General features: G+C 71.4%; 18 protein-coding genes and 1 pseudogene. 14 read left to right on the forward strand and 5 right to left on the reverse strand.

Features of this window, described 5'->3' with window-relative positions:
- The first annotated feature begins 82 nt into the window (after positions 1-82).
- Together ACIRB1_RS05410 and ACIRB1_RS05415 are read left to right on the forward strand one after the other, a co-directional pair.
- Positions 83-1762: a rhamnogalacturonan lyase B N-terminal domain-containing protein gene (locus ACIRB1_RS05410; protein WP_403464626.1), complete on the forward strand. Its 1680-nt coding sequence runs from the start codon at positions 83-85 to the stop codon at positions 1760-1762.
- Positions 1763-1801: 39 nt separating this feature from the next.
- Complete coding sequence (locus ACIRB1_RS05415) at positions 1802-2875, forward strand: pectinesterase family protein (protein WP_403464627.1); 1074 nt, start codon at positions 1802-1804, stop codon at positions 2873-2875.
- A gap of 8 nt (positions 2876-2883) precedes the next feature.
- Here ACIRB1_RS05415 and ACIRB1_RS05420 read toward each other — a convergent pair whose 3' ends face one another.
- A complete protein-coding gene (locus ACIRB1_RS05420) occupies positions 2884-4296 on the reverse strand; it encodes an RICIN domain-containing protein (protein ID WP_403464628.1) in 1413 nt (470 codons plus the stop codon).
- A gap of 160 nt (positions 4297-4456) precedes the next feature.
- On the opposite strand from ACIRB1_RS05420, the gene ACIRB1_RS05425 reads away from it, so the two are divergent.
- Complete coding sequence (locus ACIRB1_RS05425; protein WP_403464629.1) at positions 4457-6562, forward strand: autotransporter-associated beta strand repeat-containing protein; 2106 nt, start codon at positions 4457-4459, stop codon at positions 6560-6562.
- 117 nt (positions 6563-6679) lie between these two features.
- Positions 6680-7609 (forward strand): homocysteine S-methyltransferase, encoded by a 930-nt coding sequence (mmuM, locus tag ACIRB1_RS05430; RefSeq protein ID WP_403464630.1) that lies wholly within the window; start codon positions 6680-6682, stop codon positions 7607-7609.
- Positions 7610-7787: 178 nt separating this feature from the next.
- On the opposite strand, the gene ACIRB1_RS05435 is transcribed toward mmuM, so the two are convergent.
- Positions 7788-9389, reverse strand: coding sequence for a carboxylesterase/lipase family protein (locus ACIRB1_RS05435; RefSeq protein ID WP_403464631.1), 1602 nt, complete (start codon positions 9387-9389; stop codon positions 7788-7790).
- Between the two features lie 343 nt (positions 9390-9732).
- Between ACIRB1_RS05435 and ACIRB1_RS05440 the strand changes: the two are divergent.
- From ACIRB1_RS05440 to ACIRB1_RS05450, 3 genes and pseudogenes are all read left to right on the forward strand, one after another.
- Positions 9733-10745: pseudogene (locus tag ACIRB1_RS05440) on the forward strand (hydroxyacid dehydrogenase).
- A 120-nt stretch (positions 10746-10865) separates the two neighbouring features.
- Positions 10866-11966, forward strand: a complete 1101-nt coding sequence (locus ACIRB1_RS05445; protein ID WP_403464632.1) for a LacI family DNA-binding transcriptional regulator — start codon at positions 10866-10868, stop codon at positions 11964-11966.
- A gap of 321 nt (positions 11967-12287) precedes the next feature.
- Positions 12288-13352: a LacI family DNA-binding transcriptional regulator gene (locus ACIRB1_RS05450; protein ID WP_403464633.1), complete on the forward strand. Its 1065-nt coding sequence runs from the start codon at positions 12288-12290 to the stop codon at positions 13350-13352.
- A 56-nt stretch (positions 13353-13408) separates the two neighbouring features.
- On the opposite strand, the gene ACIRB1_RS05455 is transcribed toward ACIRB1_RS05450, so the two are convergent.
- On the reverse strand, positions 13409-14062 hold the full coding sequence (locus tag ACIRB1_RS05455) for a ThuA domain-containing protein (RefSeq protein ID WP_403464634.1): 654 nt from the start codon (positions 14060-14062) through the stop codon (positions 13409-13411).
- 158 nt (positions 14063-14220) lie between these two features.
- Between ACIRB1_RS05455 and ACIRB1_RS05460 the strand changes: the two genes are divergently transcribed.
- Positions 14221-14856: a VOC family protein gene (locus ACIRB1_RS05460; RefSeq protein ID WP_403464635.1), complete on the forward strand. Its 636-nt coding sequence runs from the start codon at positions 14221-14223 to the stop codon at positions 14854-14856.
- Positions 14857-14937: 81 nt separating this feature from the next.
- On the forward strand, positions 14938-15342 hold the full coding sequence (locus ACIRB1_RS05465) for a VOC family protein (protein WP_403464636.1): 405 nt from the start codon (positions 14938-14940) through the stop codon (positions 15340-15342).
- Here ACIRB1_RS05465 and ACIRB1_RS05470 read toward each other — a convergent pair.
- Positions 15322-16011 carry a helix-turn-helix domain-containing protein gene (locus ACIRB1_RS05470; protein WP_403464637.1) on the reverse strand — a complete coding sequence of 230 codons (690 nt, stop codon included), beginning with the start codon at positions 16009-16011 and terminating at the stop codon, positions 15322-15324. The two genes, ACIRB1_RS05465 and ACIRB1_RS05470, sit on opposite strands and share 21 nt — an antisense overlap.
- A 192-nt stretch (positions 16012-16203) precedes the next feature.
- On the reverse strand, positions 16204-17373 hold the full coding sequence (locus ACIRB1_RS05475; RefSeq protein WP_352177759.1) for a YihY/virulence factor BrkB family protein: 1170 nt from the start codon (positions 17371-17373) through the stop codon (positions 16204-16206).
- A gap of 530 nt (positions 17374-17903) precedes the next feature.
- Here ACIRB1_RS05475 and ACIRB1_RS05480 point away from each other — a divergent pair.
- The 5 genes from ACIRB1_RS05480 to sbnA are packed head-to-tail and all read left to right on the forward strand — an operon-like array spanning position 17904 to position 25579.
- On the forward strand, positions 17904-20354 hold the full coding sequence (locus tag ACIRB1_RS05480; RefSeq protein WP_403464638.1) for a Pls/PosA family non-ribosomal peptide synthetase: 2451 nt from the start codon (positions 17904-17906) through the stop codon (positions 20352-20354).
- Positions 20355-20399: 45 nt separating this feature from the next.
- Positions 20400-22487 carry an amino acid adenylation domain-containing protein gene (locus tag ACIRB1_RS05485; RefSeq protein WP_403464639.1) on the forward strand — a complete coding sequence of 696 codons (2088 nt, stop codon included), beginning with the start codon at positions 20400-20402 and terminating at the stop codon, positions 22485-22487.
- Between the two features lie 55 nt (positions 22488-22542).
- Positions 22543-23547, forward strand: coding sequence for a TauD/TfdA family dioxygenase (locus ACIRB1_RS05490; RefSeq protein ID WP_403464640.1), 1005 nt, complete (start codon positions 22543-22545; stop codon positions 23545-23547).
- A complete protein-coding gene (gene sbnB / locus ACIRB1_RS05495) occupies positions 23544-24572 on the forward strand; it encodes a 2,3-diaminopropionate biosynthesis protein SbnB (protein ID WP_403464641.1) in 1029 nt (342 codons plus the stop codon). Before ACIRB1_RS05490 ends, sbnB begins: the two co-directional genes overlap by 4 nt.
- 32 nt (positions 24573-24604) lie before the next feature.
- Positions 24605-25579, forward strand: a complete 975-nt coding sequence (sbnA, locus tag ACIRB1_RS05500) for a 2,3-diaminopropionate biosynthesis protein SbnA (protein WP_403464642.1) — start codon at positions 24605-24607, stop codon at positions 25577-25579.
- Positions 25580-25658 lie beyond the last annotated feature (79 nt).

Raw genomic sequence — 25658 nt, forward strand, 5'->3', positions numbered from 1 at the left:
CTGTGAAAGCCCTTTCGCGAAATCGATTCAACTGCCACGCTCCAAAGCACCCGCACCCCCCACCTCCCGAAGGAGGCACCCCATGTCCGGTTCTGTGAACAGACCGGTTCGCCGCCGCACCTTCGTCCTCGGCACGGCGGCCGCGGCCGGTTCGGCGGCGCTCGCCGGGCCGCTCGCACAGAGCGCGTCGGCCGCGAGTTTCGGCTATACCGACGACGGCTCGAACTACGTCGTCGACACCGGCGCGAGCCTGGTCTTCAAGGTCAGCAAGACGAACGGCGATCTGACCTCGTTGGTCTACAAGGGCACCGAGTACCAGGGCTACGGCGGCATGAACTCGCACGTCGAGTCCGGCCTCGGCGCGTCCACGGTGACGATCGCGCAGTCCGGCACGACGATCCTGGTCTCCGTCACGCACGGCACGCTGAAGCACTACTACGCGGCCCGCAGCGGCGAGAACAACGTCTATCTGTGGACCAACAAGGCCGACACCTCGGTCAGCGCGACCCGCTACATCGTGCGGGTGAAGGCCGGCCTGTTCCTCAACGACCAGCCGGATTCCTACACGTACGCGCCGACCACCATCGAGTCCGCGGACGTCTTCGAGAAGTCCGACGGCCAGACCCGCTCCAAGCACTACTCGAAGAACCGGGTCATCGACTACGACTACGTCGGCTGGACCACCGGCAGCGTCGGCCTGTGGGTCGTGCGCAGCAACCACGAGAAGGCGTCCGGCGGCCCGTTCTACCGTTCCCTGCTGCGCCATCAGAGTGCGGACGGCGGCGGGTTGTACGAGATCCTGTACTACGGCGAGAACCAGACCGAGGCCCAGCGCTTCGGCCTCCAGGGCCCGTACGTCATCGCCCTCACCGACGGCGGCGCGCCCTCCTCGTCGCTGTACCACGCGAACCTCACGACCTCGTGGGCCGATGGGCTCGGCATCTCCGGCTACACGGCGGCGAGTTCGCGGGGCCGGGTCGCGGGTGTGGGCATCACCGGGCGGAACACGGCGTACGCGTACACGGTCGGGCTCGCCAACTCGGCCGCGCAGTACTGGGGTTCGGCCCGCGCCTCGGACGGCTACTTCTCGATCACCGGGGTGCTGCCGGGGACGTATACGCTGACCGTGTTCAAGGGTGAACTCGCCGTCTACACGGGCTCGGTGGCGGTCACGGCGGGCGGGACGACGACGCTGAACAGCATCGCGATCCCCGCCTCGAACGACCCGTCCAACGCGAGCGCGATCTGGCGGATCGGTGACTGGGACGGTTCGCCGAGCGGCTTCAAGAACGCGGACCTGATGACGTACGCGCACCCCTCGGACGTGCGGGCCGCGTCCTGGACCGGCAACGTCGTCGTCGGCAGCGGGACGGAGACCTCGGCGTTCCCCTGCTATCTGTGGAAGGACGTGAACAGCGGCATCATCGTGTACTTCAAGCTGACGGCCGCCCAGTCGGCCGCCGCCCACACGCTGCGCATCGGGGTGACGACGGCGTACGCGAACGGCCGGCCGCAGGTCGTCGTCAACGACACCTGGACCTCGGCCGTCCCCTCGCCCCCGGCCCAGCCGAGCACCCGGTCGCTGACCGTGGGCTCCTACCGGGGCAACAACTACACGTTCACGTACAGCGTCCCCGCATCGGCCTGGCTGACGGACGCAAGCGCCTACAACACGCTGAAGATCTATGTGGCGAGCGGGTCGGGCACGACGTCGTTCCTGAGCGCGGGCACGTCCGTCGACGCGATCGATCTGCTCGTCTGAAGGCGGCAACTCGCGGGCGGTCCGCGGCGACCCGTAGGCATGACTGAGCCGAACACGCACCACCGCTCCCCCGCCCGGCGCCGTGGCGCAGCCGTCGCGACCGGTACCGCGGCCGCCCTCGGGCTGGTCGCGGTGCCGCCGGCGACCCAGGCGCGGGCCGCCACCGTCATCACCGTCGCCAAGGACGGTTCGGGGCAATACACCTCCATGCAGGCCGCGGTGAACGCCGCCGCGGCCGGCGACACGATCTCCGTCGCGAAGGGCACGTACACCGAGATCGTCAACGTGCCGTCCGGGAAAACGGGGTTGACCGTCAAGGGCGCCACCGGCAACGCCGAGGACGTCGTCATCACCTATGACCGGGCCGCCGGTTACACCGACTCCGGGGGCAACAAGTACGGCACGCGGGGCAGTTCGGTCGCGACCTTCTCGGCGGGCGGTCTCACCGTCACCGGGATCACCGTGCAGAACACCTTCGACAAGGCGGCCCACCCCGAGATCACGGACACCCAGGCCGTCGCGGTCACCGCGCAGGGCGACCGGCAGACGTTCACCAACGACCGTTTCATCAGCCGCCAGGACACGGTCCTCAACTGGTCGCCGTCCTCGACCGGCCAGTACCGGCAGTACTTCTACGCGTCGTTCATCTCCGGTGACGTGGACTTCGTCTTCGGCGACGCCACCGCCGTCTACGACCGGATCACCATCCGGCTGCGCGACTCGGGCGCCGCGGCGGGCGGCCTCAACGGCTTCCTGTCGGCACCCGACACCAGCTCGGCGAAGACGTACGGCATCCTCGTCACCGGCAGCTCGGTGACCAGTTCGGCCGCGGCCGACACGTACTACCTGGGCCGCCCCTGGCACCCGACGGCGGACGCGGTGGGCCAACTGGTCGTGCGCGAGACCTCGTTGCCCGCCGCCGTGAAGGTCGCCGGGCCCTGGACGGACATGAGCGGCTACTCGTGGAAGAACGCCCGCTTCTTCGAGTACAGGAACACGGGCGCCGGTGCCGCGGTGAACTCCAACCGCCCGCAGCTCACCGACTCCCAGGCCGCGAGCTACACGGCCCGGACGTACCTGGCGGGCACGGACGGCTGGAATCCGGTCCGGTAGACCGGCTCTCAACTACCGCGCGTCCACTGCTGGTTGGTCGCCCCGCTGCACGTGTACGTGATGATCGCGGCGGAGTTGGCGGTGGACGCGCCCGACACGTCCAGGCACTCGCCGCTCGTCCTGGCCTTCACGAGGACGTAGCTGCCGGAGGCGGTGAGGCTCCACTGCTGGGCGGTGGCGCCGGTGCAGTTCTCCTGGGTCACATTGGCGGCGTTCTCCTGGAGGCACAACGAGCTGCCCCGGCCCATGAGTTCGTAGTAGCCGGTGCCGAGGTCCTTGAACCACCACTTCTGGTTGGCGCCGCCGTTGCAGGTGTACTGGCTGATCGCGACACCCTGCCACAGCGACTGGTTCGCCACGTCCGCGCACTTGGAGCTGTTGCGGGCGACGAGCGTGTTGTACGTGGCGCTCGTGCCGGTGATCGTGCCGGCGGCCGTGTCGATCGACACCTCCGGGTACCAGGACGCCATGGACATCGAGGTCGTGGTCGGGAACGTCAACGGCAGCCAGACGTAACGGGAGTCGTTGACGGTGCCGCCGAAGGAGTTGCCCCAGCGGTCGCCCATGTAGAGGTACGAGGTGCCCGAGGTCCCCTGGACCGGGAGGACGTAGGCGGTCTGCGAGTTGTAGGCGGTCGAGTCGCCGACGTTGGTGAACGCCGTCCACGGGCCGCTGATGCTGGTGGCGGTGGCGTACTGCTGCTGGTTGGCGCTCCAGCCGGTCGCGGCCGACGTCAGCATGAAGTACACGCCGCCCCGCTTGAAGAGGGCCGGTGCCTCGCGGTGTCCGCCGACCCACGGGTTGGCGACCAGGCTGTCGATGGCGGTGTAGTCGGCGGTGAGCCTGTAGATGTGCAGGTCGTAGTTCTCGTTGGCGGCGGAGACCATGTAGGCGGTGCCGTCGGTGTCGACGAACGTCGTGATGTCCCGAGACATGTTGTCGCCGAGCGGCTGGAAGCTGCCCTGGTAGGTGTAACTGCCGTCCACGGTCGAGGAGACGGCGACGGCGGCCTTCGCCTCGCTGTAGTCGACGCCGTTCTCCTTGTGCATCCACATCACGAACTTGCCGGTGGACGCGTTGTAGACGACCTTCGGCCGCTCGATGTACGCGGTGCCCAGCTCGGCGGCGCTGGACTGGGTCAGGACGTGGCCCCGGAACTCCCAGTTCTTCAGGTCCGTGGAGCGGTACGCATCCACGTACCTGAAGGTGTTGTCGGCGTTGCGGTCCTCGCCGAACCAGTAGTAGTAGCTGCCGACCTTGATCACTCCGCCGCCGTGCGCGTGCACGGCGTTGCCCGACGTGTCCGTGAACTGCGTGCCGTTGGTGATGGTCTGGGCCGCGGCCTGCGCCGGTCCCGCGGTCACCAGCGCCGCGGCGAGCGCGCAGCACAGGGCGACGAGGATTGCGTACACACGTCTCATCTGACGCCTCTCCGAAGGGAGTTCGAAATCTCGTACGGCATCTGTCATGACGAACGCCGAAAAGGTAAGGGTGTGTTACGGGAAGGTCAACGGGTCGTGCGGGACAAAGACGGCCGCGAGATTTCTGTTATCGCCGGCGCCGACGCGCGTCTCCAGAGACGTGCGCAGCCAAACCCTCAAGACCTCAGCCGCCGCAGGCGCCCTCGCGATCGTCGCCCTCCTCGTCGGCGCACCTCCTTCCTTTGGTTCCGTCGGCCCCCGTGACGCGACCGCCGACGTCCTCGCGGGCCGCGATGTGACGCTCACCGGCGACACGGTGGTCACCGTGCCTTCGGGGACGACGACGTACGACGGGGTGTTCCGCGGCCGGGGCACGCTGACCGTGCGCGGCGGCGGGACGCTGATCCTCACCAGGGACAGCGACTTCACGCTCCCGGCGTCCCGGCAGCGGCAGCGGGTGACCACCCAGGGCGGCAACCACCCGTACACGACCGTCAGCAACCCGGACCCGCCCGCGATCACGGTCGACCGCGGCACAACTCTCCAGTACGGCACGGGCGGTGGGACCGGCCTGATCGGCCACTTCCCTTACAGCACGCCCGGCTACCGGCTCAACGAGCTGAACGTCCGGGTCGACGGCACCCTGCGCCTCTCCCTGACCCGCACCTTCAACATCGGCACGATCAGCGGCTCGGGCCTGGTCACCCAGCCGCGCTCCCTGTGGGGCACGCTCGACCTGGCCGGAACTCAGCCGTTCTCCGGCGTGATCGACAACGGCACCGGCACGGCGGCCGGCCGCCCCGAGTACCCGGTGGCCCTCCCGAACGCCCGCGCGATCCTCAACCAGGGCTCCTGGATCATCGACACCCCGCTGTACCGGACGATCGTCCTGCGCCAGGACTTCTACCAGCGGGAGTACGGCAGCGACGTCAACGTCCACTCGCGCCCCGGCAGCAAGGTCGTCCTCACCGGCCAGTACAGCTACAGCGACCAGGGCGGCGACACCGACCCCTCGCTCAGCGACCCGTCCCTCAACTGGCGTGCGATCGCCCACCAGTCGAACAAGCGCGGCACCAACATCGAGGGCGCGGACGTCCAGTGGGGCGACGGCACCACCCACCGGATCTTCATGCCGGGCACCAGGGACACCGTCTACATCAACCTCCACGAGGCGAGCGGCGTCCGCTCCCGGCTGACCTTCGACTACGACGGTCCGGTCACCCTGGGCGCGCCGATCGGCGGCGGCAGGTACCACGACACACTGGCCGCGCCCGGCGCCGGGGACATCGTGATCGCGGGGACCCGCGGCAACGACGTGACCTTCGCGGCGCCGCAGTACTACGACGGTTCGACGACCGTGGAGAAGGGGGCGGTGCTGCGGCTCGGGTCCGGAGAGGCGGGCGGCGACGGGGGCGTACTGACCGGGACGGAGCGGCGGCGGATCGTCGACGACGGGACCCTCGTCGTACGCAATGCGGCACTCGGCGTCCAGCTGTCGCACCTCGGCGGCACGGGCTCCCTCGTCCAGTCCGGCAGCGCGACCACGACGCTGACGGGCCCCGCCGTGACGTACACCGGGACGACGACGGTCTCGAAGGGCACGCTGGCGCTGCGGTCGGGAGCGACGCTCGCCCGCAGCAGGGCGATCCGGCTCACCTCGGCGGGCGCGCGGCTGGACGTGGGGGCGGCCGGCCTGCGTGTGTCGACGGAGCTCACCGGTGCGGGCACCGTGCAGGGTTCCATCACGAACGACAGCGTGGTGACGACCGGCCTCACCGTGACCGGGGACTACACGCAGCGCGCGCGGGGCGAACTCGTCCTGGGCGCCGAGCCGCTGAAGGTCGCGGGCAGGGTCGGCCTCGCGGGCGACCTGGACCTCTCCGCCGCCGGGACCCACCCCGCACGGACGGTCACGATCCTCGACCACACGGGTCACGCCCCGACGACGGGCGCGTTCAGGGGACTTCGCGAGGGCGCGAAGCTGAGGCTCGCCGACACGACGTACCGCATCAGCTACCGCGGCGGCGACGGCAACGACGTCGTCCTGACCACCGCCCCGCAGGGCAGCGCCTCCCCCACCGCCCGCCCCGAGGACTCGCCCGGGACGGCACTCGCCGAGGCCCGCGCCACGGACACCGCCCGCGGCGACGGCTTCGGCTGGTGGCCCTACGCCCTCGGCCTCGGGCTCCTCGGCGGCCTCCTGGTCCCGGCGACCAGGCGCACCCGGGGCGGCGGCAGGCGCGGGGGCGGGCGGCACGCGGCGTAGGACCGACAACGGCCCGGCCGGCTGCCGGGACCCCGCGTCGCGTCCCGCATTCCGGGCATTCCGTTCGCGGACTGGACGCCGCCCCGGCTCCCCGGCCGTATCGACTAGCGTCGTGACATGACCAGCCACACCTCTGCCCCGTTCACCGACGCCCTCGCCGCCGGGACGCTCGTCCTCGACGGCGGTCTTTCCAATCAGCTCGGGGCGGCCGGGCACGATCTGAGCGACGAGCTGTGGTCGGCGCGGCTGCTCGCGGACCGGCCCGAGGCGATCACCGAGGCGCACCTCGCGTACTACGAGGCGGGCGCCGACGTGGCGATCACGTCCAGCTACCAGGCCAGCTTCGAGGGCTTCGCCAAGCGCGGCATCCAGCGCGAGAGGGCGGCCGAACTCATCGCCCTGAGCGTGGAGTTGGCGCGCGACGCGGCGGTGGAGGCGGGGCGGCGGGGCATCGGGCGGCGCCTGTACGTGGCGGCCTCGGTCGGGCCCTACGGCGCGATGCTCGCGGACGGCTCCGAGTACCGGGGACGGTACGGGCTGAGCGTGGCCGAGCTGGAGGCGTTCCACCGGCCCCGCATGGAGGTGCTGGCCGCCGCCGGCCCGGACGTGCTGGCCCTGGAGACGATCCCGGACACCGCCGAGGCCGAGGCGCTGCTGCGGGCGGCACGCGGGCTCGGGGTGCCGGCCTGGCTGTCGTACTCGATCGCGGGTGACCGCACCCGCGCCGGGCAGCCGCTGGAGGAGGCATTCGCGCAGGCCGCCGAGGCGGACGAGATCGTCGCGGTCGGCGTCAACTGCTGCGCGCCCGAGGACGTCGAGGGGGCGGTCGAGACGGCGGCCCGGGTCACCGGCAAGCCCGTCGTGGTCTACCCCAACAGCGGTGAGACCTGGGACGCGCGGGCCCGCGCGTGGACGGGCCGTTCGACCTTCACCGCCGAGCAGGTCGAGGGCTGGCGGGGCTCCGGCGCGCGGCTGATCGGCGGGTGCTGCCGGGTGGGGCCGGGGGCGGTCACGTCGATCGCGCGGACGCTGGACCGGGTCGCCTGAGAGACCCCGCCCAGGCGCGGGCCGCGATCGAGTCCCGGACGACGGCGCGGGCCGCCACGTCCCGGATGGTGCTCCCGCTCGCGTCCCGGCCCTTCCTGGTCACCTCCCGCCCCGCCCCTCCCCGGCCGGTGGAAACACCCCGGCAACCGGTTTCCGCAACGGTCCCGCGCTTCTCCTCTCACGAGGACCTCCGCACATCTCCCGTCCGCCGCAGCCGCCGCCGTACGACCGACCGCAGTTCGGTGGCGCTCCGCGCGGGCGGTGTGTCCTCGGCCCGGGCCGCCGTGTCCTTCGCCATGGCGTCGGTCGCCCACAGCGCGAACTCGGGATCGCGCGCCCCGTGCACGACGTACGGCTCGCCCTCGCCGAAGATCCGTACCGGATGCGTGTCGTCCCAGGGCTGCCAGCCGGGGTCGCCGTCCACCGCGAACCGCACCCACGCCCCGTGCATCGCGTCGGCGAGCGACTGGGGCGCGCCCTGACCGGCGAGTTTCGCGGACTCGGGGATGTCGCCTGTGTCGAAGACGAAGCCGAGTTCGAGGGCGTGGCAGGAACCGAGGCCGGGGAGGTTGGAGGGCCAGGCGAACTCGTAGACGTGGGCGGTGCCGGGGCGGGCGTCGGCGAGGCGGTGCAGGGGGTAGCGGAGCAGGTGGTCGGTGACGAGCTGGCCGACGGTCTCGGCGGCGCCGGCCCCGGGGTGCAGGGTGCGGTAGCCGCGCGGCACCTCGACACCGCAGTGGCAGCGGGCCATCGCACCGGCCAGGGCGACCGCGCCGAGCCGGTCGACCCGCTCGTGGAGTCCGCCGGGGACCAGCCACAGCCGGTACTCGTCGCGCGTCCAGCCGAGCATCAGGTCGACACCCTGGGCGACCTCCCCGTCGACCAGCGCCTCCAGTGGATCGCGGGGCACCAGCTCGCCGTCGATGACGATCCCGAACGTGGGTCCGCCGAGCACCGGGCTGCTGAGTCTGCCCACGTCGGCCTGGGTGCGGAGGAGCAGTTCGCGGTCGACGGCGGCGAAGGCCTCGGCGGTGGCGGGGATCTTCAGCCGGGTCGCCATCCGGCGCACCATCCGCCGCACCTTGTCCCGGTCGAAGGCCTCCGGGGGCCCACTTTGCAGCACGGCCCGCCGGACCAGCCCCTGCGCCTGCGGTGCGGCGAGCAGGGCGCCGATGCTGATCGCGCCGGCGGACTGCCCGAAGAGGGTGATCCGGTCGGGATCGCCGCCGAACGCCGCGATGGACTCGTGCACCCAGCGCAGCGCGGCGAGCTGGTCGCGCAGGCCGGGGTTGGCGGGGGCGTCCGGGAAGAGGCCGTAACCCTCCACGCCCAGGCGGTAGTTGACCGAGACCATGACGACGCCGTCGCGCGCGAAGGCGTGGCCGTCGTAGACCGGGACGGCCGACGAACCCCGGGTCAGCGCGCCGCCGTGCAGCCACACCATCACCGGCAGCCGGGCGCCCCGGCCGGGCTCCGGGGTCCACACGTTCAGGTTGAGGCAGTCGTCGCCGGGCACGACGGGGTCGGAGAGCAGTGCGGCGAAGGCTTCGGAGTACGGCGGTTTCGGCGCGGTCGGGCCGAAGTCGAGCGCGTCGCGCACCCCGGTCCAGGGCTCGGGCGGCACGGGCGGGCGGAACCGGTGGGGGCCGAAGGGGGGCGCCGCGTAGGGGATGCCCCGGAAGACCGCGATCCCGTTCTCGTACCGGCCGCGCACCGCCCCGTAGGGGGTCCCCACCACGGGGCCCGTACGCTCCGCCGTCTGCGCCGTCATCGCCGTCATCTGCCCACCAGCTCCTCACCACGCTCGTGAACCATGCTGCTCATCAGAGCATCACACCGCGCCCGGCTATTCCGGCGGACGAGCGCGGCTGGACGGGTCACGGCGGATTCCCGGGAGCGGACCACGTCTGCTCGGGGTCACTGCGGTCCCGGCGGCGATCGCCAGGTTTCCGCACTCCGCGCGCCGTCTCACCGATTGACCCCCGCCGCACGGCAGATCTACGGTAGAAGACGCTTTCAGAAAACGTTTCCGACAGCCCTCCCACAGCACTCCCAGATCGCGCCCACTCGCACCCGCACCGACGACGCGCGCACGCGCACTACTGCCGCACTTCTGGAGGGTCATGCCCAGCGCCCAGCCGCCCAGGGCCGTGTTCGCCATGGACCCGGTGCACCTGCCCCTGCTGTTCCCCCCGCCCCTGCTGGACCGGCTCCGCCGGACGGCCGAGATCGACCCCGGCCTGGTCGTACGGGACTTCGGCGACCCCGAGGCCGCCGAGGCCCTGGCGGGCGCCGAGGTCCTGATCACCGGGTGGGGCTGCCCGCACCTCGACGCCGACGCGCTGGCGGCGGCCCCCCGGCTGCGGACCGTGCTGCACGCGGCGGGCTCGGTCCGCTCGCTGGTCGGCGAGGCCCTGTGGGAACGGGGGGTCACCGTCTCCAGCGCGGTCACCGGCAACGCGGTCCCGGTCGCCGAGTACACCCTCGCGATGATCCTGCTGGCCGGGAAGGACGCCTTCGCCCAGCGGGAACGCTTCCGGCGCACGCACACCTCCCCGACGCCCGCCGAGACCGCCCAGATCGGCAACCTCGGCCGCCGGATCGGCGTCATCGGCGCCTCCCGCGTGGGCCGCCGGCTCCTGGAACTGCTGCGGTCGTACGACGTCGAAGTCCTCCTGCACGACCCCTACGTCAGCGTCACCGAGGCCGTCGCTCTCGGGGCCGAACTCCTGCCGCTGGACGACCTGTTGAGCCGGAGCGACATCGTCAGCCTGCACGCCCCCGACATCCCCGAGACACGGCGCATGCTGGACCGGGGGCGGCTCGCGCTCATCCGGGACGGCGGTGTGCTGATCAACACCTCCCGGGGTGCCCTGATCGACCACGAGGCCCTCACCGACGAGCTGTTGTCGGGCCGGCTGACCGCGATCCTCGACGTGACGGAACCCGAGCCGCTGCCTCCGACGTCCCCGCTCTACAAGCTGCCGAACGTCTTCCTCACCCCGCACATCGCGGGCTCCCTCGGCAATGAACTCGCGCGGCTCGGCGGCATCGTCGTCGACGAGCTGGAACGCCTGGCCGCGGGGCTGCCACCGCCCACGAGGTGCGGTACGCGGACCTGACCCGTGTCGCCTGATCCACGCCGTCCACAGGCCGGAACACCGGGCGCGACCTTGGGATACGGTTTCCCGACCGGCGCGGGAGCAGGCCCCAGGGCGCCCGCCGGACACGCGGTCAGGGTGAAGGAGTCACTTCGGTGAGTCAGCGCAAGGCGTCGGGCGACATCGGCCGGGCGACGATCCGGGACGTGGCGGAGCGCGCCGGGGTCTCCGTGGCGAGCGTCTCGCGTGTGCTGTCCGGCAACTACCCGGTGTCGGAGGAGCTGCGCCGCCGGGTGATGAAGGTCGTCGGCGACCTGGACTACGTCACCAACGCGCACGCCCGCTCCCTGGCCGGCGGCGGTACGCCGACCGTGGCGATCCTCATCAACAACATCACCGGCGCCGCGTTCGCCCACGTGGCCAAGGGAGTCGAGAGCGCGGCCACCCTGCGCGGCTGGCTCTCCCTGGTCGGCACGACCGGCGACGACCCGGAGCGCGAGCTCGCGCTGGTGAACCTGATGCGTCAACAGGGCGTCGCCGCCGTGGTGTTGCTGGGCGGCGCGTACGACGTCGACGAGTACCAGTTGCGCATGGCCCGCTACGCCCGCTCCCTCGACGCGGCGGGCTCGCACCTCGTGCTCGTGGGCCGGCCGCCGCTGGAGGGCGACGTCCCGGCGACGACGGTCGACTACGACAACGAGGGCGGCGCCTACGCCATGGCCAGCCACCTCCTCTCGGCCGGCCACCGCCGCGTCCTGGTGCTCCCCGGGCACGCCGAACTCACCACCGCCCAGGGCCGGTTGAGGGGCGCACAACGGGCCTTCGAGGCGTACGGCGTGCCGTTCGACCCGGGGATGGTGCGGCACGGTCCGTACGACTACGAGCACGGGTACGAGGCGGTGGAGGGCACCCTGAAGGAGGGCGTGGACTTCACCGCGGTGCTCGCGGGGACCGACGTGGTCGCGGCGGGCGCCATGCGGGCACTGCGCGCGGCGGGCCTGCGGGTCCCGGAGGACGTGTCGATCGTCGGCTACGACGACATCCCGCTGGCGTCCCAGCTGACCCCTCAGCTCACCAGCGTGCACGTCCCGTACGAGGAGATGGGCCGGGCCGCGCTGCGCGCGGTGGCGGACCGCCGCGAGGGGGGCGGCACCGATCGGCGCAGGGGCGGCGACGGCGACCATCTGGTGCTGGGCACGCATGTCGTCGTACGGAACTCGGTCCGGCCGCCCGCGCGACGCGACGAGGACCGGTAGGGCTGGGCCACGGCACCTCTGTTCCTGACCGGTTTCCCTTCTGGCCCGGAACGCCTTCTTCCTCCCGCTGACCGTCCTGCGCGGCGAGGAGTTGTCCGCGACTTCGCCCCGTCCGACCGATCTGAAGGTGACGCTTTCTCCCCTGTTCGGGGTTTCGAAAGATCGGGTCGGTGCCATGAGGTGAATTCCCTGGTCTTCCCGCCGTGTTGCCGCGCACCTATCGTAGGAAGCGCTTTCTAGATGGCGGGTGGCCGGGTGCGGGAAACGGCGCTGGGCGGAAACTTTCGAGGGCCCTCGGGCGGGCTGGAGAGGCGGTACCCGATGGTCCGTACGGGGAGCGCGGGCGTGACGGCGGGGCCCACGCTGGCGGTCGTGGCCCGGGAGGCGGGGGTGTCCGTGCCGACGGCGTCCAAGGTGGTCAACGGCCGGGAGGACGTGGCCCCGGAGACGCGGCGGCGGGTGACGGAGGCGCTGGAGCGGCTCGGGTATGTGCGCAGGCCGAGGTTCGACGCGGGCAAGGCGCCGGGGATGGTCGACCTGGTGGTGCACTCGCTGGAGAGTTCGTGGTCGGGGGCCGTGCTGCACGGGGTGGAGGAGGCGGCGTACGAGGCGGGCCTCGAAGTGGTGGTCTCGGCCGGGCTGACCCGGGCGCGGGCGGACCGGCCCGAACGGGGCTGGCTGGACAAGCTGGTCGGCCGGGGTTCGTCCGGAGTCCTGTTCAGTCTGGCGGAGTTGACGCCGTCCCAGTACGCGTGGCTCGACCAGCGCCGCATTCCGTTCGTGATGATCGACCCCGTGCACGAGCCGCCGCCGGGCGTGGTGTCGGTCGGCGCGGCCAACTGGCAGGGCGGGGTGACCGCGACCGAGCACCTGCTCGCCCTGGGCCATGAACGCATCGCCGTGATCGCCGGTCACCGGCACAGGATGTGCAGCGCGGCCCGTGTCGCCGGGTACCGTTCCGCGCTGACCTCGGCGGGGGTTCCGGTCCGCCCCGAGCACATCCGCCACGGCGGCTTCGACCAGGCGATGGCCCGCACGCGTATGCGCGAACTCCTCGACCTGCCCGAGCCGCCCACGGCGGTCTTCGTCTGCTCCGACCGGATGGCTCTGGGTGTCTACGAGGCCCTGGCGGAACGGCGGTTGAGCGTCCCGGACGACATCAGCGTGGTCGGCTTCGACGACCTGCCCGAGGCCCGCTGGGTGACTCCGGCACTGACCACGATCCGGCAGCCGCTGTCGGAGATGGCGGCGACGGCGCTGCGGTTACTGGTCCGGCTGATGGACGGGGACCGGCCGGAGGGGACGCGGACGGAGCTGTCGACGCGGTTGGTGGAGCGGGCGAGCACGGGGGTGCCGGGCGGCCGGTACGCCGACCGAAGCCGGTGACCGCGGCTGCGGGGCCGCTGGTCGAGTGAGACGGACCGCCGTACGGGGCAGCGTCGCTAGCCCAGTCCTGCCGCCCAGTTGATCCCGCCGAGGAGATGTGCGCGGAAGGCCGGGTCCTCGTAGGCCTCGGGGGCGTGGCCCAGGGACGTGTAGAAGACGCGCCCCGCACCCTTCTCGTGGCACCAGGCCAGGGGGTGGTCGGCGCCCATCCGGCCTCCCTGGTAGGAGGATTCGTCGGCCGTGATGAGGACGTGGACCGAACTCCGGGGGTTGGTGCGGAAGTCGTACCACTCGTCCGTGAACTGCCAGACGGCGGGCAGGTGTTGGGTGGCCGGATGGGTGTCGTCCTCGACGAGGGCCTTGCCGGGCTGGTAGGCGGGGTGCCGGGCGAAGCGGGCGCCCAGCAGGTCGCCGTAGTACGGCCAGTCGTACTCCGTGCAGGCCGCCGCGTGGACTCCCACGAAGCCGCCGCCCGACTCGACGTGGGCGGCGAGGTGGTCGCGGCCCGCCGGTGTCAGGACCTCGCCGCTGGTGGAGAGGAACACGACGGCGGCGTAGTCGGTGAGGGGGCTTTCGAAGGCGGCCGGGTCCTCCGTCGCGGTGACCTCGAAAGGGCCGAGCGTGCGTACGGCGGCCACGGCGGCCGGGATGGAGTCGTGGCGGTAGCCGGTCGTACGGGTGTAGACGAGGAGGCGGGGGGCGGCAGCCATGCGGACCAGCCTATTTCACAGCGGGGGCCCGGTCTCTCCGGCGGCGGGGCGACAGCGCGGGCGTCTCCGTCGGCGTGGCACCGGTATCCCGTCGCGCGCACCGGAGTTGAGGGGCTTTCCGCTGCTGTGGGCGGTTCCGCCGCGTAGCCTCGGTGGGGATGAATGCCATTCCCGTACTTCTCGATCACCTCGTCCTCGCGACCCCCGATCTGGCGGCGACGGTCGCCGAGTTCACCGGGCGGACGGGGATCGTGCCGGTCGCGGGCGGAGCCCATGTCGGGCTCGGCACCCGCAACTTCCTTGTCTCCCTCGGCGGTTCGCGCTATCTGGAGATCCTCGGGCCGGACATCGAGCAGCCGGAGCCGTCCGGTCCACGGCCCTTCGGTGTCGATGGGCTGGACGTCGCCCGCACGGTGACCTGGGCGATCTCCCCTCCCGATCTGGACGCGGCGGTCACGGCGGCCCGTGCGCGGGGGTACGACCCCGGGTTCGTCCGGGCGATGAGCCGGCGGCGCCCCGACGGGACGCTCCTGGAGTGGCGGCTCACCGACGGGGACACCGCGCATCCCTCCGGCCTGGTGCCGTTTCTCATCGACTGGCGTTCCTCGCCTCATCCGACGACCGCGCCGGATCTTCCCGTCGCACCGCTGCTGGAGCTGTCCGCGACGGCGCCGGTGCCGGACGAGATCCGCCCGTTGCTGTCGGCCGTGGGGGTGGAGCTGGCGGTGGCGACCGGGCCGGTGCGTCTCTCCTTCACGCTGGACACCCCGCGCGGACCGGTCGCCTTCGGCTGATCGGCAGGCCGCCGCCCCGACGCCACCTCCGTGTCCGATTCCTTCAAGACCGGCCCCTCCGGCCCCGCCTACCGTTGGCCCATGACTCCACGATGCGACGCGATCGGCCTGGTCGTCTCCGACATGGCCGCCTCTGTCACCTTCTACCGTCGGCTCGGGTTCGGGTTCCCCGAGGGCGCCGAGAGCCTGCCCCATGCCGAGGCCCGGCTGCCGGGCGGGCTACGCCTGTTGCTGGACACCGAGGACACGGTCCGCTCGTTCCACCCGGGGTGGCGGGCACCCACCGGCAGTGGCCGTGCCGCGCTCGCCCTCCGCTGTGACGACCCCGCCGAAGTCGACCGGGTCTACGAGGAGTTGGTCGGCGCCGGGCAGCACGGCGAGCTGAAGCCGTGGGACGCCTTCTGGGGGCAGCGGTACGCCGTCCTGCACGACCCCGACGGCAACGGCGTGGACCTCTTCGCCCCGCTAGTCGGCTCCGCCGAGTAGTTCACCCAGCGGCATCCCCGCCAACTCCTTGACGTCCCGGGCGAGATGGGCCTGGTCCGCGTAACCGGCCCGGGCCGCCGTCTCCGCGAACGGGACTCCGGCGCGGGCCAGGGTGAGGGCGCGCTGGAGGCGCAGCACCCGGGCGAGTGTCTTGGGGCCGTAGCCGAAGGCGGTCAGCGAACGGCGGTGCAACTGGCGTGCTCCGAGGCCGAGTTCGTCGGCGGTGGCGGCGACCGGGCGGCCGGTGTCGAGGGCCGCGACGAGGTGGCGCAGCAGGGGGTCGGGGGCGGGGGTCCGTGCCGCGCGTTCCAGGGCCAGTTGCTCCAACTCGGCTGCCGGGTGGGGGGACTTGGCGATGCGGGTGCGCAGGCGGCGGACCGTGGTGGTGGGCCAGAGGTCGGTGAGGTCGACGCGGCGGTCGCGGAGTTCGTGTGCGGGGACGCCGAGGTAGGTGGGGGCGGTGCCGGGGGCGAAGCGGATGCCTGCCCAGCGGCTGGGTTCGCCGCCGGGGGCGTAGGCGCGGGTGTCCGGACCGGCGACCAGGAGGCGGCCCTCGTTCCAGAGGAGGTCCATGCAGCCGTCGGGCAGCACCGGCCCCGCGGTGGGGTCCTCGACGGTTCGGCTCCAGACCACCGCGCCCGGCAGCCGCGACGCCCTCTCCACGTACACAACAGAAGGCTACGCCGGTCGCCGGGCGGCCACCGGAGCCGTTGTCCCGCCCGCGTCCGGTGCTCCTGCGGGCTCACGCCGTACACCCGTTCGAAGGCGGTGGACAGGGCGAAGGCGCTGCCGTGGCCGACCTGCCCCGCGTTCCTGGTGGAGCCGCACATCGACACAGCCCGCGCCCCTCGCGGGGGTGCTTCACTTCTCCGGTGTCTTCGAGTCCCCGGTGCCCTTGTGGGTGTGGGTGTTCTTCGCGTGGGTGCGGAGGCGGGAGGTGACGTCCTCCGGGGGGAGGAAGCGGGACCAGCGTTCGGGGAACTCGGAGGGCATGTAGGAGTCGTCGGGGTCGTCGTCGTCCTCGTCGTCCCGGGCGCGGACCGCGGCCATGCGGGCGACGTACTCGGCGACCTGCTCCTCCTGGCGGCGTTCGTTGGCGGCGCGGGCCGCGGCGGTGGCGGCGGCGGGCCAGACGCGGTCGATGGCCGCGTTGACGGCGGCGCCGACGAGCACGGCGAACGCGGAGACTCCGATCCACAGCAGGACGGCGACGGGCGCGGCGAGGGAGCCGTAGATGGTGGGGCCCTCGACCGTGCTGGTGAGGTAGATGCGCAGCAGGTAGCTGCCGAGGACCCACATCGCCAGGGCGACCAGGGCGCCGGGGACGTCCTCGATCCACGGGGAGCGGACGGGGACGGAGACGTGGTAGAGCGTCGTCAGGAAGACGACGGACAGGACGATGACGACCGGCCAGTACAGGACCTGTACGACCGTCTCGGACCACGGCACCACGTTCACCACGGCGTCCGGCCCGGCGACCATGAGCGGCAGCGCGACCGAGCCGATCAGCAGGGCCGCGACGAACAGGGCGAAGGACACGATCCGGGTCTTGACGATGCCGCGCACGCCGTCGAGGCCGTACATGACGGTGATCGTGTCGATGAAGACGTTGACCGCGCGGGAGCCCGACCACAGGGCGAACAGGAAGCCGATGGAGATGACGTCGGGACGGCCGCCCTTCATCACGTCGTGCAGGATCGGCTGGGCGATCTCGTGGACGCCCTTGTCGGACAGGACCGTGCGGGACGCCTCGAGGATGTTGTTCTCCAGGCCGGCGATGCTGTCGGCGCCGGTCCAGCTGTCGACGTAGCCGAGCAGGCCGATGAGGCTCAGCAGGAGCGGCGGGACCGACAGCAGCGTGAAGAACGCGGCCTCGGCCGCGAGGCCCAGGATGCGGTACTCCATGCAGGAGTTGACGGTGTCCTTGACCAGCAGCCAGGCGGTCCTGCGCTTGGAGACGTTCCGGTAGAGGGCGCGCGCCCGGTGGAACCGGCTGGTGGGCCGCTCGGGGGTTTCACTTGCTGACTGCACGTCCTAAAGGTATCCGCCGCGCCGGGATGCACTCGTCCCCCGGGGGCGTCGGCCGGGCGGGACCCGCTCGGGGACGGTCGTGTCATGCTCGCGCTGGCCGGAAACAACCCCCCGGGCATTCGAAGCCGCATTCGATAATTTCGCGGTTGTTCCGGAGAAAGTCCCGGTGGGGACTTCGGCCGTCAATTCCCATTGACCCGCACTCCGGCCGGCGAAGACGAAAAAGCGCCATTGAACGAAACAGCCTTGACCCGTTCCAGAATGTCCAGAAATAATCCGGACTGCATTCGTTGCGCGCGTTGGGACGACGTCAGCGCACACGACTCGGGGGAATCACATAGACCCATGACCGGGGTCTCGAACACATGGCAACTCTGTACACAATGCGGAACTCCATTCTCAGCAATTCCCATTCATCCCACCCGTTTCGCGTGCCTTTCGACATTCCCCCGCCGTGAACTTCGGGCGCGACTCCGCCGTATCCGCCTCCGGCAATTCAAAGGCGGCGATCAGCATCAGGGAGCCACGTGGTGGGAGAACCCGGCACCGTGACCGAGACCGTCCTCGCGGAGGTCCTGGCCGGTGTCGTACGCAAGGAAGCAATACCCCTCGACAGTCACTTCTTCGACGACCTGGGCGCCAACTCGTTGGTCATGGCACATTTCTGCGCCCGGGTCAGAAAACGCGAGGATCTGCCGTCGGTGTCGATGCGCGACGTCTACGGATATCCCACGATCCGCAGTCTGGCGGCGGCACTCGCCGACACACCCGACCCCGCCGCGCCGGTTCAGGTGGAGGCGCCGCCGGCCGGGAGCACGGGCCACTATCTGCTGTGCGGGGTGCTTCAGTTCCTGGTTTTCGCGCTGTATTGCGTGCTCGCCGGGATCGTCACGGGGCAGGGCTACGAATGGGTTTCCTCGGGTAACGGCGTGGTGCAGGTCTATCTGCGCTCGGCGATATTCGGCGGCGCGGTGTTCGTCGGCGTGTGCACGGTCCCGGTGGTGGCCAAGTGGGTTCTCGTGGGCCGCTGGAAGGAGACCGATTTCCCGGTCTGGGGCCTCGCGTACGTCCGGTTCTGGACGGTCAAGGCCCTCCTGCACGCCAACCCGATGATCCTGTTCGCCGGCAACCCGCTCTACGTCCTCTACCTGCGCGCCCTCGGCGCCCGCATCGGCAAGGGCGTGACGATCCTGTCCCACTCCGTCCCGGTCTGCACCGACCTGCTGACCATCGGGGACGGCACGGTCATCCGCAAGGACACCTTCTTCCTCTGCTACCAGGCACGAGCCGGCCGCATCCGCACCGGCCGGGTCACCCTCGGCAGCGAGGTCTACGTCGGCGAGAAGACCGTCCTCGACATCGGCACCGTCATGGGCGACGGGTCCCAGCTCGGCCACTCCTCCGCCCTGTACGACGACGCCCGCGTCCCGGCGGGCCGACGCGTGCACGGCTCCCCCGCACAGCCCACGGGCGTCGACTACGTCCGCGTCCCGCACGCGACGTGCTCCACCTGGCGCCGCTTCGGCTACGGACTGGGCGCCATCCTTCAGATGCTGCTGGTCTACGTCCCGCTCGCGGTCGGCGGCACCTACATGGTGCTGACCGTCGTCCCGGCCCTCGGCCACCTGCTCGATCCGGACACCCAGGACCTCGGCTCCGCCCGCTTCTACGGCGAGGCGCTCGCCCTGTCGCTCGCCGCGTTCGCCGCGTTCGTCGTGCTCGGCTTCGCCGCCGTCTCGCTGGTGCCGAGGCTGCTGCGTCCGCTGCTCCGTCCCGACCGGGTGTATCCGCTGTACGGCTTCCACTACTCGGTGCAGCGCGCGGTGGCGCGGATGACCAACCTGAAGTTCTTCAAGTGGCTGTGCGGGGACAGCTCCTACGTCGTCGGCTACCTGAAGGCGATCGGCTACGACCTCGGCGTGGTGGAGCAGACCGGCTCCAACTTCGGTACGGAGGTGCAGCACGAGACGCCGTATCTGGCCACGGTCGGAAGCGGCACGATGGTCGCGGACGGGCTGTCGATCGTCAACGCGGACTTCTCCAGTACGTCGTTCCGTCTCTCGCGCGCCACGATCGGGCCGCGCAACTTCCTCGGCAACAACATCGCCTACCCCGCGGGCGGCCGCACCGGCGACAACTGCCTGCTCGCCACCAAGGTGATGGTGCCGATCGACGGCGAACTCCGCGAGGGAGTAGGTCTCTTGGGCTCGCCCTGCTTCGAGATCCCGCGCTCGGTGGAGCGCGACAGCCGCTTCGACCATCTCCGCGAGGGCGACGAGCTGAAGCGCCGGCTGGCCGCGAAGAACCGCTCCAACCTGCGATCGATGGGCCTCTACCTCTTCGTGCGCTGGCTGCACTGGTTCGTCCTCACGGTGCTCGGCTTCGGCGCCGTCGACCTGTACGGCGGTGAGGGCGTCGGCGGCGGCCTGCTGATCGGCGCGTCCCTGATGCTCGGGCTCGGCTTCACCGCCGGGTACTACGTGCTGGTGGAGCGGCTGGTCGGCGGATTCCGGCCGCTGGAGCCGAAGGTGTGCTCGATCTACGACCCGTACTTCTGGTGGCACGAGCGGCTGTGGAAGGTGCCGGACACCTATCTCCAGGTGTTCAACGGCACGCCGTTCAAGAACGTGCTCTGGCGGCTGCTCGGCGTACGCATCGGCAGGCGGGTCTTCGACGACGGCGCCTACATCACCGAGCGCACGCTGGCCGCGATCGGCGACGACTGCACGCTGTCGGCGCACACCAAGGTGCAGTCGCACTCGCAGGAGGACGGCACCTTCAAGTCCGAAATGATCACCATCGGGGCCGGCTGCACCCTCGGGGTGGGGGCGCTCGTCCACTACGGCGTCTCGATGGGTGACGGGGCCGAACTGGCCGCCGACTCCTTCCTGATGAAGGGCGAGGAGATGCCGGCGCGATCCCGGTGGGGCGGGAATCCGGCGGTGGCGCCACGGCGCGCCGGATCGCACATGGCTCCCTGACGGCACGTGCCGCGGGGGGGAAGGAACCAGGGGGGAAAGAGAACGATGGAGATCATTCCACGGTGGACGCTCGCTCCGGTGCCCGGTGTGGCGGAGCACGAAGTGCCCCTGCCCGACGGGGTGCCGGCCGAGCCCGCCGCACTGAAAGCCGCCCACGCCAAGGTCCTCGGCACGCTGTCGGGTGAACCCGCCGAGGAGGACCCGGCGCTGGAGGTGAGCGTCACCGGCCGCACCCTGCGGCTGCGGTACCGCACCGACGTCCTCGACGCGGAGGCCGCCGCCCGCATCGCGGGCTACCACCTGACCGCCCTTGCCGAGCCGGACCGTCCGGTGGCGCCGTCGGACGCCGAACTACGCTTCCAGCTCGACGAGTTGGCGGGCCCGCGGCGCGAGCTGCCGGACCGGTGGGTGCACGAGCTTTTCGAGGACATGGTGGCGGTGTGCCCGGACGCGGTCGCCGCGGTGCAGGGCGACCGGCAGTGGACCTACCGTGAACTCAACTCCCGTGCGAACCAGCTGAGTCGAGGCCTGCTCAGCCGGGGCCTCACCCGCGAGGGTGTCGTCGCCGTGGTGCTGGAGCGGAACCTGGACTGGATGGCCGCCGTGCTCGCCGTGTTCAAGGCGGGCGGGGTGTATCTGCCCGTCGAGCCGCACTTCCCGGCCGACCGGGTGGCGACAGTGCTCCGACGTGCTGGGTGCGCCCTGGTGTTGACCGAGCGCGGCAGCGACGGCTCACTCGGCGCCCCGTCCGACCGGACGCTCTACGTCGACGAGGTGTACGCCGAGGGCCACTCGGACGGCGACCTGGGCATCACGGTCACACCGGGTCAACTGGCCTACATCTACTTCACCTCGGGCTCCACCGGTGAGCCCAAGGGCGCGATGTGCGAGCACGCGGGTTTCCTCAACCACGTGTTCGCCAAGCTCGACGACCTGGGGATCGGCGCCGGGCAGGTGGTGGCGCAGACCGCGCCGCAGTGCTTCGACATCTCCCTGTGGCAGCTGGTCTGCGCGCCGCTCGTGGGCGGGCGGACGCTGCTGGTGGAGCAGGACGTGATCCTGGACGTGGCACGGTTCATCGACACGGTCGAGGCGGGGCGTGTGAACGTCCTCCAGGTCGTGCCGTCGTATCTGGAGGCCGTGCTCGCCGAGTTGGCGCGCCGGCCGCGTGAACTCCCCGATCTGCGCTGTGTGTCGGTCACCGGGGAGGCCGTGAAGAAGGAGCTGGTGGACCGCTGGTTCACCGCGCGGCCCGGGGTGCGGCTCGTCAACGCCTATGGCCTGACGGAGACTTCGGACGACACCAACCACGAGGTGATGGACCGGGCACCCGACGGCGACCGCGTCCCGCTCGGCCGGCCCGTCTCCAATGTGCGGGTGTACGTCGTCGACGAGGACCTGGTGCCCGTGCCGCTGGGCGCGCCCGGCGAGATCGTGTTCTCCGGCGTGTGCGTGGGCCGGGGGTACGTCAACGACCCCGAGCGGACGAAGGCGGCGTTCACCGAGGACCCGTACCGGCCCGGTGAGCGGCTGTACCGCAGCGGGGACCACGGGCGCTGGCGTCCTGACGGCAAGCTGGAGTTCCTGGGGCGCCGGGACAGCCAGGTGAAGATCCGCGGCTTCCGGGTCGAGATCGGTGAGGTCGAGAACGCGCTGCTGCGGGTGGACGGAGTGCGGGACGGCGCGGTGGTCGTCGTGCGCGGCACGCAGCTGGTGGCGTTCTGCACCGGCCCGCGCCCCGTGGCGGCCGGCGCCGTACGGGAGCGGCTCGCCGAGTCGCTGCCCGCGTACATGGTGCCGTCGGTCGTGCACTGGCGGGCGTCGCTGCCGCTGACCGCCAACGGCAAGACCGACCGCAGGACGCTCACCGCGCTCGCCGGTGACCTGGACGCCGTGGGAGACGGGCCGGACACGCCCGCCGAGCGGCGGCTCGCGGCGGCCTGGGCGGTGGTCCTCGGCATCCCGGCCGACCGGATCGGCCGCCAGGACCACTTCTTCGAGCGCGGCGGCACCTCGCTGGCCGCGGTGAAGCTGGCGGTCGCCCTCGACCGGGCCATCAGCCTCAAGGACGTCGCCCGCCACCCGGTCCTCGCGGACCTGGCCGGACTGCTGGACCCGCAGGTCTCCTCCTGAGCCCCGCCGCACCCCCGGTCGAACGCTCAACAGCACCACCGAAAGGAACACCGAGATGTCGCTCTCTTCCGCGGCGCTGCTCCACTCCGTCGCCCTGGCCCCGGGCCGTCCGCCGCTGCTGCACACCGACGCCGGCGGGGACCCGGTCGGCTGGGCCGCCGGACACCGTGACGCGCTGCGTGCCGTCGTCGCCGAGCACGGCTGTGTCCTGGTCCGCGGGCTCGGTCTCGCCGACCCGACGGGCGCCGAGGCCGTCTTCCGGCGGCTCACGAACTCCCTGATGGCCGACCGGGAGCCGTTCGCGCCCCGCCGTACGTACGCGGAGGGCGTGTACTCCGCCACGAAGTGGCCGACCGACCAACCGATGTGCCAGCACCACGAGTTGAGCTACGCTCTGGAGTTCCCGGGGCTGCTGCTCTTCGCCTGTCTCGAGGCGCCGACGGAGGGCGGCGCGACCCCGGTCGCCGACGCCGAGGCCGTCCTGCGGTCACTGCCCGCGCCGCTGGTGGAGCGGTTCGAGCGGGAGGGCTGGATGCTGACGCGGACGTACCACGAGGAGATCGGGGCGTCCGTCGCCGAGGCCTTCGGCACCGACGACCGGGCCGTCGTGGAGCGCTACTGCCGGGCCCAGGGCATCGAGTTCGCCTGGCAGCACGACGGCTCGCTGCGCACCCGCCAGCGCCGCGCCGCCGTGCTCCGCCACCCGGTCACCGGCCGCCGCTGCTGGTTCAACCAGATCGCGTTCCTGAACGAGTGGACGATGGAACCCGAGGTCCGCGAGTACCTCGTCGACGTCTACGGCGCCGACGCGCTCCCCTTCAACACCCGCTTCGGCAACGGCGATCCGATCGACGCGGGCATCGTGACGGCCGTCAACGAGACCTACGACCGTCATACGCGGCGCGAGCCGTGGCGCTCGGGGGATCTGCTGCTGGTGGACAACATCCGTACCGCGCACGGCAGGGAGCCGTTCGAGGGGCCGCGCGAGGTGCTCGCCGGGCTCGGCGATCCGGTGCGGCTCGGCGACCTCGCCCCGTCGGCCGACGGGAGGGCGGCATGAGCGTCGGGACGCCTTCCTTCTCGGTCATCGGCGGCGAGCAGGTCCACCAGGCCCTGGCCGGGCGGGAGTCGGAGATCGGCGCCCTGGTGGAGGCCACCTACCGGCTGCACGGCGCGGGCGACTCGGTGAACCCGCCGTCGTACTTCCTGCGCTTCCCGGACCGTCCGTCGTCCCGGATCATCGCGCTGCCCGCGTCGCTCGGGGGGCCGTCGCGGGTGGACGGGCTGAAGTGGATCTCCAGCTTCCCGGGGAACACCGGGTCGGGGCTGCCCCGGGCGTCGGCGGTGCTGATCCTCAACGACCCGGACACCGGCTATCCGTACGCCTGCCTGGAGAGTTCGGTGATCAGCGCGACCCGTACGGCGAGTTCGGCGGCGCTCGCGGCCGACAGGCTCAGCCGGGGCCGGACACGGCCGCCGCGGGTCGGGTTCGTGGGGACGGGGCTGATCGCCCGCCACATCCACACCCATCTCCGCGCCACCGGCTGGGAGTTCGAGGAGACCGGTGTGTACGACCTGTCCGCGGAGAGCGCGGAGGGGTTCCGGGGCTATCTGGAGCGGTCGGAGGTGCCGGGGCGGATCACCGTGCACGACACGCTCGAAGGTCTCGTGCGCGCCGCCGACCTGCTGGTGTTCGCGACGGTCGCGGGCAGCCCGCATGTGCACGACCCGGCCTGGTTCGACCACCATCCGCTGGTGCTGCACGTGTCGTTGCGGGATCTCGACCCGGCGATCCTGCTCGCGTCCGCGAACTTCGTGGACGACGTCGAGCACTGTCTGAAGGCCGACACGTCACCGCACTTGGCCGAACAGGTCACCGGGGGACGGGAGTTCATCGACGGCACGCTGGACGACGTACTGACCGGTCGGGTGACCGTACCGAGCGACCGGACCGTGGTGTTCTCGCCCTTCGGGCTCGGGGTGCTCGATCTCGCGGTCGGCAGGTTCGTCCATGACGAAGTGGTGCGACGGGGTGAACTCCACGTCGTCGACGGGTTCTTCCACGAGCTGCGCCGGTACGGCTGACGGCGCCCGTGGCGCACCACCAGGGGGAGAACATGGCTGTTATTTCCGATCCCGCGGAGTTCAACGAGGACGACCTCTACGTCGACCTGCGGGCCGCGCTGGAGCTGCCGCTCTATCTGAAGTGCGAGGGGTTCAACTTCGCCGGCTCGGTCAAGCTCAAGGCCGCGACCGAGATGGTGGACGCCGCCGAGCGGGCCGGGATGCTGCGGCCCGGCTCGGTGCTGGTCGAGTCGTCGTCCGGGAATCTGGGCGTGGCGCTCAGCGTGCTCGCGGCGAGCCGCGGCTACGGGTTCCTCTGCGTCACCGACAGACGCTGCAACGTGCCGACGGTGCGGTTGATGGAGGCGCTCGGCAGTCGGGTCCACGTCATCGACCAGCCCGACACGCACGGCGGCTTCCTGGGCGCCAGGATCGGGTACGTGCGGGCGCTGTGCGCGTCCGACGAGCGGTACGTATGGCTCAACCAGTACACGAACCAAGGGAATTGGCGGGCGCACTACCGCACCACGGCACCCGCCATCGCCCGCCGGTTCCCGCGGCTGGACGTCCTGTTCGTCGGGGCGGGGACCACCGGGACGCTGATGGGCTGCGCGCGCTGGTTCTGGGAGTGGCGGCGCCGGGTGCGGATCGTCGCGGTGGACGCGGCCGGTTCCGTCACGTTCGGCGGGGAGGCGGGGCCGCGGATGATTCCGGGGCTCGGCACCAGCGTGGCGCCGCCGTTCCTCGACACGTCGTACATCGACGACGTGATCCATGTCGAGGAGCCGGACACCGTGCAGACCTGCCGCCGGCTGGCCGCGCGGGGCTTCCTGTTCGGCGGGTCCACCGGCACGGTCGTCAGGGGCGCCGAACAGTGGCTGGCGCACAACGGACGGCACGGCACCACGGCGGTGGCGATCGCTCCCGACCTCGGAGAACGCTATCTGGATACCGTGTACCGCACCGGCTGGCCGGAGGAGGAGGCGCCCGGGACCGCGATGCTGGCCGCCATGTCCCGCTCGGCCTGACATCGGGGGTGACGGCGTGTCAGGGTGGAGATCCCGCGCACCGCAGGGTGGAGATCCAGACCACCGCCGTCCCCCGGGT

This window comes from Streptomyces sp. NPDC096013 (assembly GCF_044763565.1).
GTDB lineage: Bacteria > Actinomycetota > Actinomycetes > Streptomycetales > Streptomycetaceae > Streptomyces.